This window comes from Streptomyces sp. NPDC047515, assembly GCF_040643055.1.
Taxonomy (GTDB): Bacteria; Actinomycetota; Actinomycetes; order Streptomycetales; family Streptomycetaceae; genus Streptomyces.
Genome location: NZ_JBEYTM010000067.1, coordinates 1 through 11,889 on the forward strand (window position 1 = coordinate 1; position 11,889 = coordinate 11,889).

Here is an 11,889-nt window from a genome sequence, read left to right on the forward strand (position 1 = left end):
ACGCGGGAGGGGGTCCCCCCTGGCCCTTGAGGCCTTGGGGGAGTGCGTGCCAGGGCGTGGCCGCCCGATCAGAGGCCGCCCGACAGGCTCTCAGGCCTTCCCGGGGGCCGCGGCGGCTCGTACGTCCCGCCCCGCTGCCGCCGCCCCGGACCGTCCGCGGTCCGGCGCCCGAACGGGGCCGTGCCCAGGGCCGTGGCACAGGGTGCCCCTGCACCACGTCGGCGATGACGGGTCGGGCGATCACGGCGCGCCGGGCGGATAGTGGAGTGCACAGGGGTTTGCCTGGGATGGGACGCTCATGGACCGATACCCCCCTATCGCCGAACACGGGCTGGTGGGCGATCTGCAGACCGCCGCACTGGTTTCCTCACAAGGCGTGGTCGACTGGTTCACCGCTCCGAGGTTCGACTCCCCCGGCATCTTCGCCGCACTGCTCGACTACGGCCGCGCCTCCCACGCGCTCGAACTGTGCCCCGAAGGGCCGTGTTCCGGGCACCGGGGATCGCCGTGCATCTGTTGACCAGCTTCCCCGTGACACGCGACGGACAGGACGCCCTGGGCGAAGTGGTGCTGAACGTCGGGGAGTCGGCGGTGGCAGTCTTCACCGTCTGCGCCCCGGACGGGCCCGTGCCGCCGGTGCCGACCGTTGACGGAACCGTCGAACAGCTCTGGGAGGCCGTCGACTTCTGGCAGAGATGGGTGGGCGTCTCGCACTACCGGGGCAGCCGGTCCGACATAGTCAACCGCTCAGCCATCACCCTCAAGCTCCTCACCTACGCACCCTCCGGGGCGCCCGTCGCCGCGGCGACGACGGGCCTGCCCGAACAGGTCGGCGGCGAACGCAACTGGGACTACCGCTACACCTGGGTCAGGGACGGCTCGCTGTCTGTCCGGGCCCTGCTCGACCTGGGGTTCGTCGACGAGGCGACCGCCTTCACGCACTGGCTCGGCGACCGGCTCCGGGACGGCGGGGAGCCCGCGGCCGAAGCCCTGCGGATCATGTACCGCGTCGACGGGGAGCCCCTGGAGCACTTCGAGGGCTACCGCGGCTCGTACCCGGTGCGGCTCGGCAACGCCGCCGCCGATCAGTTGCAGCTCGACATCTACGGCGAGGTCCTCTACACCCTGTCCGAAGCGCACGAGGTGGGTGACCAGGCGGGCTACCGGGGCTGGAGGGCCGTGGCCCGGACGCTGGACTGGCTCGTGGACGTCTGGGACCGGCCCGACGAGGGCATCTGGGAGACCCGCGGGGCACGCCAGGACTTCACCTACAGCCGGGTGATGTGCTGGGCCGCCTTCGACCGCGGTCTGCGCCTGGCGGCCGAGTTCAGCAGACCGGCCGCCACTGCCCGGTGGACTGGGGCCAGGGACGCGATTCTCGAACAGGTGATGGAGCGCGGATGGAGCGAATCGGAGCAGTCGTTCGTCCAGCACTACGGCGGCGAGGTGCTCGACGCCTCACTGCTGCTGATACCCAGGGTGGGGTTCCTCGCTCCGAAGGACCATGGCTGGCTGGCCACGCTCGAGGCCATGGACCGTACCCTGGTGTCCGACAGCCTGGTCTACCGTTACGACCCCGCCGCCTCCCCGGACGGACTGCGTGGCTCCGAGGGCACGTTCAGTTTCTGCACCTTCCTGTACGTCGATGCCCTGGCCCGCGCCGGCCGGCTGCGCAAGGCGCGCTTCACCTTCGAGAAGATGCTCACGTACGCCAACCATGTCGGCCTCTTCGCAGAGGAGATCGGCCCCAGCGGCGAGCAACTGGGCAATTTCCCCCAGGCGTTCACCCATCTCTCGCTCATCATGGCCGCGCGCACCCTCGACGAGGCACTGAACGGGGCGCGGGACCGGGAGCGCCGCTGACGGCTCCGACGACCGTCCCGCGGGCGGATCAGGCCGACAGTCGTCGGGACGGGGGACTCAGCAGCACGGCCGTGTCGCCCGGGCGCGCGGCCCTCCCGAGCCGCCGTGCCCCGACAGCGCCTGCGCGCGGTTCCCGCGATGCTGTAGTCCTTCACCCGTCCGGCGGTGTGGGACCGGCGGGACGCGCTCCCCGGTTGGGGCCGTGTCAGCATGAGGAGGCGGTCCCGGCCGTCGGACTCCTCGACCGCCTCCGGGGCGCGCGGGCGCCGACCGGTGGGTTTCACGACCAGCACCTCGCGCCACCGTTCCAGCCTCATCTCCGCCTCCCCTCATCGGCGTGCGGCGCCGGAACCCCGCAGCAATCCGGGCCCGCCCGGCGGGCCCTCCCGCGCGCGGGAACCATCCGTGGCGGCGGGGGACAGAAAGGCCGGGGCTCGCACCACTCGGCCATGGGGGTGACTCGCTGTCCGTCCAATGGCGTAACCGGGCCCGCGCACACCCGCGTCCCTGACCGAGATGCGTTCCGGCCCACCCGCTGCTGCAATGGCGAAGGCCGTGGTCTCCGGCGGACCCGGGGCAGTCGAGATGCTGAGGAGCTGGCGTGAGCGGCGAGTGCGACGAGACGGGACCGATCGACTACCTCGTGGTCGAGTTCCCGGCGGGCAGGCGGATGACGGGAGAAGGACTGCCGCTGCTGGTCGACCTGGTCGACCGGGGGATCATCCGCATCCTGGATCTGACCTTCGTCAGGAAGAACCAGGACGGCACGGTCGACGGGGTGGAGCTCTCCGAACTGACCAGGGACGGCGGCGACGAACTCACCGTGTTCGAAGGGGTGTCCTCGGGCCTGCTCGGCAAGGAGGACATCGACGAGGCGAGCGCGATTCTCGAACCCGGCAGCGCGGCCGGGATCCTCATCTACGAGAACGTGTGGGCGGGACCGTTCGCGGCCGCCCTGCGCCGCTCCGGAGGCCGAGTGGTCGCCGACGGCCGTATCCCGATCCAGGAGGTCCTGGCCTCGCTCGACGTGGCCGAGGCCAGGGCCTGAGCCGCTCCCGTTCTCGTCGGACCTACCGTCCCCGCGCGGCTCGGCCGGGCCGACCGTTCCCGTGGAGCCAGTCAAAGGAGATGCACCATGCCAGGCCTTCTTCGCGGTGTCGCCCGTACAGCGGTGATCGCCGGAACCGCCACCTCGGTCTCCAACCGGGTCTCCCGGCGACAGGCGGGCCGCTGGGCGCAGCAGGACGCCGCGCGGGCGCAGGCCCGGTCCGTCCCCGCAGCGCCTCCGTCTCCCGTGCCCACGTCGCTCGCGCCGGAGGACGAGATGAGCAACAAGATCGCTCAGCTCAAGGTGCTGGGTGACCTCAAGAGCCAAGGAGTGCTGAGCGACAGCGAGTTCGAGGCCCAGAAGGCCAGGGTTCTCGCCCTCTGACCGGTCGGGCCGCAGGACCGGGGCCGCGACCGGCTCACTTGGGCGACCGTCCAGCGGGTCCGGACCGGCTCCGATGCCAGCACGCCGCTCACCCGTGAACTCCTCCGTCGTGTGCTGTCAGGAAGTCGTAGAGCAGACCGGCGCCCTGCGAAGATCGGTCCGTGGACTTTGCCGAACCCCTCCCGGAATCCGGGATCGTTCCCCTGCCCGACGACGACCCGGCCGACCGCACCACCCGCCGACGGGTGGTGCGCTGCCGCATGTGCGGCCGCCCGCTCACCGGCACGGATTCACGCCGCACCGGCCTCGGCCCCGCCTGCGACGCCAAACTGCACCCGGCGCCCCCGGACATCCGCACCCGCCGCCACGAGGTCGAGCAGGACCCGCTCCCCGGTGTCTGAGCCCCTGCTCGGCCAGGGGCTTTCGTTCGGAGCGGGCCGGATCAGCGAGCGGGGCCCGGTGCCGGGGCACGCGAGCCCCGGCGTGATCCGGACGAGCGGCCCTACGCGCCCAGGCGGCGGAACAGCCCCTCCTGGACCACGGAAACCAGCAGATTGCCCCCGCGGTCATAGATCCGGCCGCGCGCCAGCCCCCGTCCGCCCGTGGCGACCGGCGACTCCTGGTCATAGAGGAACCATTCGTCGGCGCGGAACGGCCGGTGGAACCACATCGCGTGGTCCAGCGACGCCATGTCGAAGCCGCGCGGACCCCACAGCGGCTCCACCGGGATACGGACCGCGTCGAGCAGTGTCATGTCGCTGGCGTAGGTCAGGGCGCAGGTGTGCACGAGCGGGTCGTCGCCCAGCGGGCCGACCGCGCGCATCCAGACGGCGCTGCGCGGGTCCGCGCCCTTGACCTCCTCCGGCGTCCAGCGCAGCCGGTCGGCGTACCGGATGTCGAAGGGCTGTCGACGGGCCATCCTCTCCAGCGCCTCCGGCAGCGACCCGAGGTGCTCGCGCACCTCCTCGGCGACGGTCGGCAGCTCCTCGGGGTCGGGGACCTCGCGGGCGGGCGGCAGCTGGTGCTCGAAGCCCGCCTCCTCCGGCCGGTGGAAGGACGCAGTCAGATTGAAGATCGTCCGGCCCTGCTGGACGGCCGTGACCCGGCGGGTGGTGAACGACCGGCCGTCCCGGATGCGCTCGACCTCGTAGACGATCGGTACACCCGGACGACCCGGACGCAGGAAGTAGGCATGCAGCGAATGCACCGGCCGGTCCCCGTCGGTGGTACGGCCGGCCGCCACCAGAGCCTGTCCGGCGACCTGCCCGCCGAAGACTCGCTGCAGGGACTCCTGGGGGCTGCGCCCACGGAATATGTTGACCTCGATCCGCTCCAGGTCGAGCAGATCGACCAGGCGCTCGGCGGGGTTCGTCATGTGGTTCGTCTCCACTCTCGCAGCGGCGCCGCCCCCACGGCGTACGCCCTCACAGCTGACCGACGGAGGTGACGCGGACCACGGCCCGGCCCTCCTCGTCGGACGCGGCCAGATCGACCTCCGCGCTGATGCCCCAGTCATGGTCGCCGTTCGGGTCGGCGAAGGTCTGCCGGACCCGCCACAGACCGTGGGCGGCGTCCTCGTCGATCTTCAGCAACTTCGGCCCGCGGGCATCCGGGCCCGTGCCCAGATCGTCGTACTCGTCCCAGTAGGCGTCCATCGCATCGCCCCAGGCGTCCTCGTCCCAGCCCGCGTCGCCGTCCAGCTCGCCGAGTTCGCCGACCTTGTCCAGCGCGGCCAGCTCCACCCGGCGGAACATCGCGTTGCGGACCAGCACACGGAAGGCGCGGGCGTTGGCCGTGACCGGCTTGACCTCGTCGGCCCGCTCCTGCGCCTCCTCGGCGGTCTCCACCTCCGGGTTGGCGAGCTGCTCCCACTCGTCGAGCAGGCTGGAGTCCACCTGGCGGACCATCTCGCCGAGCCAGGCGATCAGGTCCTGAAGGTCCTCGGACTTGATGTCGTCCGGGATGGTGTGCTCCAGAGCCTTGTACGCGCTCGCGAGATAGCGCAGCACGATGCCCTCGGTGCGGGCCAGCTCGTAGTGGGAGGTGAACTCCGTGAACGTCATGGCGCGTTCGTACATGTCACGGATCACGGACTTGGGCGACACCGGGTGGTCGCCCACCCACGGGTGGCTCCTGCGGTACACGTCGTACGCGTGCCACAGCAGCTCGCTCAGCGGCTTCGGGTACGTGACGTCCTGGAGCAGCTCCATGCGCTCCTCGTACTCGATGCCGTCGGCCTTCATCCGCCCGACCGCTTCGCCGCGCGCCTTGTTCTGCTGGGCGGCGAGGATCTGTCGCGGGTCGTCGAGCGTCGACTCGACGACGGAGACCATGTCCAGCGCGTACGAGGGGGAGTCGGGGTCCAGCAGGTCGAACGCGGCCAACGCGAAGGTGGACAACGGCTGGTTGAGCGCGAAGTCCTGCTGGAGATCGACGGTGAGCCGGACGAGCCGGCCCTCCGCGTCCGGCTTGTCGAGCTGCTCCACGACGCCGCCGTCCAGGAGCGAGCGGTAGATCGCGATGGTCCGGCGGATGTGACGCAGCTGCGCCCTGCGCGGTTCGTGGTTGTCCTCCAGCAGGCGCCGCATCGCCTCGAAGGCGTTGCCGGGACGCGCGATCACGGACAACAGCATCGTGTGCGTGACGCGGAAGCGGGAGGTCAGCGGCTCCGGATCGGACTGGATCAGCTTGTCGAAGGTGGTCTCCGACCAGGCGACGAAGCCCTCGGGGGCCTTTTTGCGGACCACCTTGCGCTTCTTCTTGGGGTCGTCGCCCGCCTTCTTGACGGCCTTCTCGTTCTCGATGACGTGCTCGGGCGCCTGCGCCACGACGAAGCCCGCCGTGTCGAACCCGGCCCGGCCCGCGCGGCCCGCGATCTGGTGGAACTCCCGGGCGCGCAGCGTACGGACGCGGTTGCCGTCGTACTTGGTGAGCGCCGTGAACAGCACGGTGCGGATGGGTACGTTGACACCGACGCCGAGGGTGTCCGTACCGCAGATCACCTTCAGCAGACCTGCCTGGGCGAGCTTCTCCACCAGACGCCGGTACTTCGGCAGCATGCCCGCGTGGTGCACCCCGATGCCGTGGCGCACATAGCGGGAGAGGTTCTGGCCGAACTTGGTGGTGAAGCGGAAGTTGCCGATCAGATCGGCGATCTTCTCCTTCTCCTCCTTGGTGCACATGTTGATGCTCATCAACGACTGCGCCCGCTCGACGGCAGCGGCCTGGGTGAAGTGCACGATGTACACCGGCGACTGCCTGGTCTCCAGGAGCTCGGTGAGGGTCTCGGTGATCGGGGTCAGCCGGTACTCGTAACTGAGCGGCACCGGCCGGGTCGCGGAGCGCACCACGGACGTGGGGCGGCCGGTGCGGCGGGTCAGGTCCTCCTCGAACATCCTGACGTCGCCGAGCGTCGCCGACATCAGGACGAACTGGGCCTGCGGCAGCTCCAGGAGCGGGATCTGCCAGGCCCAGCCGCGGTCCGGCTCGGCGTAGAAATGGAACTCGTCCATCACGACCTGGCCGATGTCGGCGTACTTCCCGTCACGCAGCGCGATGGAGGCCAGCACTTCTGCCGTGCAGCAGATCACCGGGGCATCGGCGTTGACCGAGGCGTCGCCGGTGAGCATGCCGACGTTCTCCGTGCCGAACAGTTTGCACAGGTCGAAGAACTTCTCCGAGACCAGTGCCTTGATCGGCGCGGTGTAGAACGTGACCTTGTCCTGGGCCAGCGCCGTGAAGTGCGCAGCGGCCGCGACCAGGCTCTTTCCGGATCCGGTCGGGGTGGAAAGGATCACATTCGCACCGGAGACCACCTCGATCAGCGCCTCCTCCTGAGCGGGATAGAGGGTGATGCCCCGCGTCTCGGTCCATGACGAGAAAGCCTCGAAGAGAGCGTCGGGGTCGTCGGTCGGGGGCAGCTGATCGATAAGGGTCACGCCCCCATCTTGCCTGCCTTCAGCCCGGATGAGGGAACCGGACGACCGCACGAAGATCACGGACGATACGCTGCCCTCTCAACTCGGCCGTGCCTGGGCGGCAATGGCGGCAGGACGACTTTGGGGGCGGGAAGAACCATGATGGGACCGGCACATTCTCTGTCAGGGGCGGCGGCCTGGCTGGGGGTGGGCGCGGCGGCGGCGGCCGCCGGCCACGCGATGCCGTGGCCCGTTCTGGTCGTCGGCGCCCTGATCACCGCCGGGGCTGCGCTCGCCCCGGACCTCGACCACAAGTCCGCCACCATCTCGCGCGCCTTCGGGCCCGTCTCCAGGGGACTCTGCGAGATCGTCGACAAGCTCTCGCACGCCGTCTACAAGGCGACCAAGATGCGCGGCGACTCGCACCGCAACGGCGGCCACCGGACCCTGACGCACACCTGGCTCTGGGCCGTCCTGATCGGTGCCGGGGCCTCCGCCGCGGCGATCACCGGCGGCCGGTGGGCGGTTCTGGCGATCCTCTTCGTCCACCTGGTGCTCGCCGTCGAAGGACTGCTGTGGCGGGCCGCCCGGATGTCCAGCGACGTCCTGGTGTGGCTGCTCGGCGCGACCAGCGCCTGGATACTGGCCGGCGTCCTGGACAAGCCGGGCAACGGCTCGGACTGGCTGTTCAGCGCCCCCGGGCAGGAGTACCTGTGGCTGGGGCTGCCGATCGTGCTCGGGGCGCTCGTCCACGACATCGGTGACGCGCTGACCGTCTCCGGCTGCCCGATACTGTGGCCCATCCCGCTGGGCCGCAAGCGCTGGTACCCGATCGGGCCGCCGAAGGGCATGCGGTTCCGGGCCGGCAGCTGGGTGGAACTGAAGGTGCTGATGCCGGTCTTCATGGTGCTCGGGGGACTGGGCGGTGCGGCGGCGCTGAACTTCATCTGACCGCCGCATCCGGCACCCGGTGCGCTCAGGCCGACTCGCGCGGTACCAGCCGGTGGGCCAGGACGATCTCCCTGGCCGTCCCCTGGCCGTCCCCGTCGAGGCGGTCGACCAGCAGCTGTGCGGCCGAACGCCCGCCCGCGAACCGCTCCTCGCCCGGCCGGGCTTCCCACCGCGGCTGAGGGGTCGCCGGGCGCGGCGAGACCGGCACCGGTCCGGTCCGGTTGCGGCCGGTTCGGCCGGCGTGGTTCCGGTGACACGAGCCGGGCCCCGGCCCCGGTCGGCCACGGGGCGCCGGGCAGCGACCCGTCCGTCCGGGGCCGGAGCCGCGGACGGACGGACCGCCGGTGCGCGGAGCACGTCCCCCGTCCACAGGACCTCGTCGCGCTCGCGCGGGCCCGGCGGTCCGGGCACCGCAAGGACGGCGACCGGGAGTGCTGGACGCGAGGACCGCGCTTCGGCAGCCCGCCCCCGCGGGCTCACGGTGCCCGGTGACCGCAGCGGAAGAGCGGATCGCGGGTGTCGAAGGGGACGTCCTCGCGGGACTTTTCGACCGCCGCCATCGAGGAGGGCAGATCGAAGGGGAGCGTGCCGGTCATCGGGGCGCGGCCGAGGACGGCGTCCAGCACCACCTCGTCGGCGGCCCCGAACTCGCCGACCAGCAGGGCCGCGTGGGGAGCGAGCGGGGTGAGCACGGCGGGCCGCTCCAATTGCGCCACGTAGGCGGTGGGCACGCCGGCGGCCAGCGCGGTCAGGCGCGCCACCTCGGCGGGGGCGAACTCCAGCGAGCCGCTGTGGAAGTGGCGTTCCAGGAGGCCCCCGCGCGGTTCGAAGGGGGTCGCCAGCCGGATCACTGCCACGTCGGCGTCATCCGGCTGGTCGACGACGGTGCCGTACCGGCCGGCGACGGCCCGGTCCACCCCCTCGACGTACAGCCGCCCGCCCGAGACCGGCCGTCCGGCGAGGTGGACCAGCGAGCGTTCCTGGAGCCGGCGTCCCAGCTCGCGGCCGGCCGGGGCGCCGACCCGGTCGGCGGCGGCGTCCACGTCGACGTACGGGTCGTCGAAGAGTCCGAGGCGGAACTTGTCGCGCAGGATACGGCGGGCGGAGACGTCGATCCGCTGCTCGCTCACCGCGCCGGAGCGGACGGTGGCCAGGACGAGCCCGGGATCGGTCTCGCCGCCGAGCTGGTCGGCGCCGGCGTCCAGGGTGAGCACCACCTGCTCGGCCACCGACAGTTCCTCGACGCCCCAGTGGCGCGGCGGGAGGCTGCCGATGCCGGAGACCTCCATGCCGGTGATGGCGTTGAAGTCGGTGCAGACCACACCGTCGAAGCCGTACTTGCCGCGCAGCAGGCCGGTGATGACGTCCCGGTTGAAGTTGGCGCCGACCTCGGCCAGACCGGTGCCGGAGGGGATCGCGTAGGCGGGCATGATCTGCGCCGTGCCGGCCGCGAAGGCGGCCTCGAACGGGCGCAGATGCTGCTCGAACGCGCCGCCGGGGTAGACGAGGCGGCGGCCGGCCGCGAAGTGCGAGTCCTCGCCGCCGGCCTGCGGGCCGCCGCCGGGGAAGTGCTTGGTCATGCAGGCGACGCTGTCCGGACCGACGCGCTCGCCCTGGAGCCCGCGGATGTAGGCGGTGATCATGCGGGCGGCGCGCTCAGGGTCCTCGCCGAAGGTGCCGCTGATCCGCGCCCAGCGCGGCTCGGTGGCGAGGTCGGCCATCGGGTGGATGGCGACGCGGATGCCGACGGCGCACAGCTCGCGGCCGATCAGCGCGGCGTACTCCTCGACCAGGGCCGGGTCGTCGGTGGCGGCGAGGCCGATCGGCTCCGGTCCGGCGGAGAAGCCGCCGCCGATGTGGGCGGTGGCGGGGTTGGCGGTGAAGCCGTGCCGCGGGTCGGAGGAGATGGTGACCGGGATGCCCAGGCGGTGCGCGGCGGCGAGGTCCTGGACGTGGTTGTTCCACTCGGCCATGGTGCGGGGGTCGGGGACGGCCATCATGGCGAAGTGGGTCAGGCCCCGTTCACCGATCAGTCCGGCGTTGGAGGGGAAGGGCGGATGATCGCCGGGGAACATCCGGGCGTGGCACATCAGGGCGGCCTTCTCGGCGAGGGTCATCCGGCCGAGCAGGTCGTCCACCCGCTCCTCGACGGGCAGCCGGGGATCCTCGTAGGGCTCCATGGTCCCGTTGTGGTTGAGGTCGCGGAACGGTGTGCCGTCGTGGTGCCGCAGCAGCGTCAGCATGCCGCCACCTCCGCGGCGGCCTTGGCGCGGAAGGCGTCCAGGGTCGCGGCGCCGACCCCGCAGGAGGCCAGGAAGGCGGCGGTGCCGCCGTGCCGGCTCCCGACCAGGGTGAGGAAGGCGGCCATCGCGCCGCCGGGTGCCTCCAGCAGTGGGGGCGGGACGGCGAGCTCGCCGGCGGAGGCGTCGTTGAGGGCCTCGCGGTGGCGGTCGGCGAGACCGGCGAAGATCTCCGGCAGCGCCGCGGTGGTGCGGACGTAGTCGGCGGCGATCGCCTCGGCGGGCACCCCGAGCAGGTCGAGCAGCAGGGCGGTGGTCAGGCCGGTGCGGTCCTTGCCGGCGGCGCAGTGCAGCAGGGTGCCGCCGGGCCGGGCGGCCGCCTCGACGGCGGCGGTGACGGCCTCGGGCGCGGACTCGGCCATCAGCAGGTAGAAGGCGCCGAGGTCGGCGGCTGTGGTCATGGTGCGCATGGCTGCGGTGAGGGTGTCGGAGGCGGGGTCGATGCGGGCGGCGACGACGGCGATCCCGGCGGCCTCGGCGGCCGCCCAGTCGGCCGGGTCGCTCTCGGTGTCGCCTCGCAGGTCGACCACGGTGCGGATGCCGTGCGCGTGCAACTGGTCGACGGTGGCGCGGTCGGCGGCGGGGAAGGGCTGGGCGGAGCGGAAGAGGGCGCCGGAGCGCATCCACAGGCCGTCGGGGTCGGTGAGGGCGGCGGGGTCACGGAAGTTGACCAGGGACATGCGAGGGCCTTTCACGGATAGGGGGTGGTGTTTTTGGGCATGGGGCATCGCACCGGCGCGGAGCAGGGCGAGGCGGACCGGGGGACCCGGCTCCAGGGCCGGCAGGTACGGAGCGGAGGCGGTCAGCGAGGCGGCGGGAGCACGCCCTGGTAGGCCTCCATCCAGGCGGCCAGCAGGCCTGGCTCGGCGCCGATCACGACGTGGCGTCGGATCATGCCCCCGAGCATCGCGCCCAGCGCGAACGGGCGGAGGTCGCTGTGCGGGTCGACACCGAGCCGCTCACCGGCGATGTCCGCGGCCCGCTGGCCGAAGGTGTCGATCAGGATCAGGGCGTAGTCGTGGACGGAACGCACGTCCAGGAAGGTGCGGCGCAGGCGCCGGCGGCGGGCGGTGTGCTCGGCAGGCTCTTCCAGGCGGCCGTCGGTGACGGTGAGCGCGTGGCCGAGCGCCTCCCAGAGGCCGAGTCCGGCGGGCGCGGCGGCGAAGGCGTCGAGGATCACCTGTCCGAAGTCCCAGCCGAAGAGCAGCGCCTCCTTCGCGGGGTAGTAGCGGAAGAAGGTCCGGTGGGCGATGTCGGCGCGACGGCAGATCTGGTCCACCGTGGTGCGCTCGAAGCCCTGTTCCTCGAAGAGGTCGAACGCGGCGGTGCGGATCATCTCGCGGGTGCGCGCCTTCTTGCGGTCGCGCAAGCGCATCTCCGCCACACCGTCCGGTCCCTGCTCCTGCATCTGCTGTGCCGCTCCTCG

At 71.8% G+C, this 11,889-nt stretch carries 10 protein-coding genes and 1 pseudogene; 5 read left to right on the forward strand and 6 right to left on the reverse strand.

The window, feature by feature from the left end; genetic code table 11:
* Positions 1 to 298: 298 nt before the first annotated feature.
* The 4 genes and pseudogenes from ABZ826_RS33830 to ABZ826_RS33845 all read left to right on the forward strand — a co-directional run bounded on the left by ABZ826_RS33830 (position 299) and on the right by ABZ826_RS33845 (position 3,696).
* A pseudogene (locus tag ABZ826_RS33830) lies at positions 299 to 1,863 on the forward strand (glycoside hydrolase family 15 protein).
* A gap of 601 nt (positions 1,864 to 2,464) precedes the next feature.
* Positions 2,465 to 2,911: a DUF6325 family protein gene (locus ABZ826_RS33835; RefSeq protein WP_361457153.1), complete on the forward strand. Its 447-nt coding sequence runs from the start codon at positions 2,465 to 2,467 to the stop codon at positions 2,909 to 2,911.
* Positions 2,912 to 2,998: 87 nt separating this feature from the next.
* A complete protein-coding gene (locus ABZ826_RS33840) occupies positions 2,999 to 3,295 on the forward strand; it encodes an SHOCT domain-containing protein (protein WP_361457156.1) in 297 nt (98 codons plus the stop codon).
* Positions 3,296 to 3,489: 194 nt separating this feature from the next.
* Positions 3,490 to 3,696: a DUF6011 domain-containing protein gene (locus ABZ826_RS33845; protein ID WP_361457237.1), complete on the forward strand. Its 207-nt coding sequence runs from the start codon at positions 3,490 to 3,492 to the stop codon at positions 3,694 to 3,696.
* A gap of 101 nt (positions 3,697 to 3,797) precedes the next feature.
* Here ABZ826_RS33845 and ABZ826_RS33850 read toward each other — a convergent pair whose 3' ends face one another.
* Positions 3,798 to 4,670, reverse strand: a complete 873-nt coding sequence (locus tag ABZ826_RS33850; protein ID WP_361457159.1) for an acyl-CoA thioesterase II — start codon at positions 4,668 to 4,670, stop codon at positions 3,798 to 3,800.
* Between the two features lie 49 nt (positions 4,671 to 4,719).
* A complete protein-coding gene (locus ABZ826_RS33855; RefSeq protein ID WP_361457162.1) occupies positions 4,720 to 7,233 on the reverse strand; it encodes a DUF3516 domain-containing protein in 2,514 nt (837 codons plus the stop codon).
* A 138-nt stretch (positions 7,234 to 7,371) separates the two neighbouring features.
* On the opposite strand from ABZ826_RS33855, the gene ABZ826_RS33860 reads away from it, so the two are divergent.
* The gene (locus tag ABZ826_RS33860; protein ID WP_361457165.1) at positions 7,372 to 8,163 is read left to right on the forward strand and encodes a metal-dependent hydrolase; all 792 of its coding nucleotides are present in this window, start codon (positions 7,372 to 7,374) and stop codon (positions 8,161 to 8,163) included.
* 25 nt (positions 8,164 to 8,188) lie between these two features.
* Here ABZ826_RS33860 and ABZ826_RS33865 read toward each other — a convergent pair whose 3' ends face one another.
* The 4 genes from ABZ826_RS33865 to ABZ826_RS33880 form a co-directional block, all read right to left on the reverse strand.
* Positions 8,189 to 8,371: a hypothetical protein gene (locus ABZ826_RS33865; protein WP_361457168.1), complete on the reverse strand. Its 183-nt coding sequence runs from the start codon at positions 8,369 to 8,371 to the stop codon at positions 8,189 to 8,191.
* 268 nt (positions 8,372 to 8,639) lie between these two features.
* On the reverse strand, positions 8,640 to 10,406 hold the full coding sequence (locus tag ABZ826_RS33870; protein WP_361457171.1) for a glycoside hydrolase family 3 N-terminal domain-containing protein: 1,767 nt from the start codon (positions 10,404 to 10,406) through the stop codon (positions 8,640 to 8,642).
* On the reverse strand, positions 10,400 to 11,143 hold the full coding sequence (locus tag ABZ826_RS33875) for a tyrosine-protein phosphatase (protein WP_361457174.1): 744 nt from the start codon (positions 11,141 to 11,143) through the stop codon (positions 10,400 to 10,402). The genes ABZ826_RS33870 and ABZ826_RS33875 overlap by 7 nt, the downstream gene beginning before the upstream one ends.
* 122 nt (positions 11,144 to 11,265) lie before the next feature.
* Positions 11,266 to 11,871 (reverse strand): TetR family transcriptional regulator, encoded by a 606-nt coding sequence (locus ABZ826_RS33880; protein ID WP_361457177.1) that lies wholly within the window; start codon positions 11,869 to 11,871, stop codon positions 11,266 to 11,268.
* Between the last annotated feature and the right edge of the window lie 18 nt (positions 11,872 to 11,889).

Coding starts and splice junctions, on each gene's coding strand:
- ABZ826_RS33860 (WP_361457165.1), top strand. CDS start 7,372: ATGATGGGACCGGCACATTCTCTGTCAGGGGCGGCGGCCTGGCTGGGG.
- ABZ826_RS33875 (WP_361457174.1), bottom strand. CDS start 11,143: ATGTCCCTGGTCAACTTCCGTGACCCCGCCGCCCTCACCGACCCCGAC.
- ABZ826_RS33850 (WP_361457159.1), bottom strand. CDS start 4,670: ATGACGAACCCCGCCGAGCGCCTGGTCGATCTGCTCGACCTGGAGCGG.
- ABZ826_RS33870 (WP_361457171.1), bottom strand. CDS start 10,406: ATGCTGACGCTGCTGCGGCACCACGACGGCACACCGTTCCGCGACCTC.
- ABZ826_RS33880 (WP_361457177.1), bottom strand. CDS start 11,871: ATGCAGGAGCAGGGACCGGACGGTGTGGCGGAGATGCGCTTGCGCGAC.
- ABZ826_RS33840 (WP_361457156.1), top strand. CDS start 2,999: ATGCCAGGCCTTCTTCGCGGTGTCGCCCGTACAGCGGTGATCGCCGGA.